This is a genomic window from Streptomyces sp. WELS2 (assembly GCF_013870595.1).
In the GTDB taxonomy this organism is placed as follows: domain Bacteria; phylum Actinomycetota; class Actinomycetes; order Streptomycetales; family Streptomycetaceae; genus Streptomyces.
Map to the genome: position 1 here is coordinate 1 of NZ_JACBWZ010001057.1, position 1,873 is coordinate 1,873.

Below are 1,873 nucleotides of genomic sequence, written 5' to 3' on the forward strand. Positions count from 1 at the left end.
TGCCGGACACGCCGGTCAGGGGGCCGTCACCGACATCGGCGAGCGGCAGCCGGGTATGGCCCTCGGCGAGGGTGCCGCCGGGCTGGACGGTGGCCTCGCGGACGCCCTTCACCTCCAGCAGCGGCTTGGCCAGCCGCCACACGGTGCGGTACTCGAAGGTGCCCTGGGTGACCTTCGGGGTGGGCGCGGCGAAGACGCTGTCGTAGGCGAGGGGGACCTGGACCGCGCCGAACAGGTCGGCGCCGTTCGCCCGCCGGTCGTACTCCATCAGCAACTGGCGGGTCTCGGTGCGCCGGTCCACGGCGGCCCTGACCTCGCGCAGCTCCCGGCCGTCCAGGGTGATGTCCTGGTCGTGGTCCAGGCGGATCTCGGGGGCGGTGAGGAAGCCGAGGCCGAGGGAGTCGGCGCCGTGGCCGCCGCGTACGTCGAGGAAGGTGGCGAGGGTGTAGGTGCCCGGCTTCAGGCGCAGCTGGAGGGTGCCGGTATCGCCGACGTGCGCGGGCCGGGCGTCCTCTCCTTCGGCGAGCCGCTGCACGGTGAGGTCGGCGGGCACGGGGGCGCCGTCGCGGTCCTTCACATGGACGGTGAGCGTGTACCGCTCCTCCTCCTTGACCAGGCCGAACACGGTGTGCGCGAGGGGGGTGCCGTCCTCGGCGGCGGCCACGACCTGCCCGCTGGTCTCGCCGACGGGCGCCCGGGTGGCGTCGCCCGTCACGGTGGTGGAGGCGGTGGAGTGCGCGGGCACGGTGAGGGTGTCCCGGGCGAGGGTGACGACGCCGTCGGGGGCGCCCCGCACGGACAGCCTCAGCCGCACCTCGGCGTCGGAGGTGTTGCGGTAGGCGAGGGTGCGGGTGACGGGCCGGTCGGTGTCGTAGGGCCAGCGGTGGAAGCCCAGGTCGGCGCTGCCGGTGGCGGTCAGGTGCGCCCGTACCGCGTCCGGGACGGCGACCCGGCCCGCGCCCAGGACGTAGGCGGAGGTGTCGAGTTGCCGTGAGGTGGACAGCAGCGCGTCCTTCAGCTCGGCGCCGCTCCAGCCGGGGTGCTCCTGGGCGAGCAGCGCGGCCACCCCGGCGACCTGCGGGGTCGCCATCGACGTGCCGCTCATGGAAGTGTAGTCGCCGGTGCCGGGGGCGAGGCGGGAGCGGGCGGCGAGGATGTCGACGCCGGGCGCGGAGATGTCCGGCTTGAGGGCGTTGTCGCCGAGGCGGGGTCCGGCGGAGGTGAAGTAGGCGGGCTGGTCGTCGGCGTCGACCGCGCCGACGGTGAGCGCGGCGTCGGCGGCGCCGGGCGAGCCGACGGACGAGGGCGCGCCGGTGTTGCCGGCGGCGACCACGAACAGCGCCCCGGTCTCCTCGGAGAGGGTGTTCACCGCCTGGGCCATCGGGTCGGTGCCGTCGCTCGGTTCCGGGGAGCCCAGGCTCATGGAGACGATCCGGGCCCGCACGTCCCGGGCCGCCCACTCCATCCCGGCGATGATCTGCGACTCGCTGCCCGAGCCCTGGTCGCTCAGCACCTTGCCGACGGCGAGGGTGGCGCCCGGCGCGACCCCCTTCTCCGTGCCGCCGGAGGCGGCGCCGCTGCCGCCGACGGTGGAGGTGACATGGGTGCCGTGCCCGTTGCGGTCGGCGACCTCCTCCCCCTCGACGAAGCTGCGGCTGGTGCCCACCCGGCCGGCCAAGTCGGGATGGCCGAGGTCGGCGCCGGTGTCCAGGACGGCGACGGTGACGCCCTTGCCGGTCAGCCCCGCGTCCCAGGCCGCCGCCGTGCCGATCTGGGCGTTGCTCCGGGCGAGGTCGGCCGTCACCCGCCCGTCCAGCCACACCTTGCCGATGCCCGCGCCCCGGGTGAACGACCGCCAGAAGGTACGGCCCCT

Annotated in this window: 1 protein-coding gene; it reads right to left on the minus strand. The window is 75.4% G+C overall.

Annotated features, from left to right (window positions below):
- On the minus strand, positions 1 to 1,873 hold a 1,873-nt coding region (locus tag H5J33_RS33515; protein ID WP_181798453.1), incomplete at both ends, for a S8 family serine peptidase.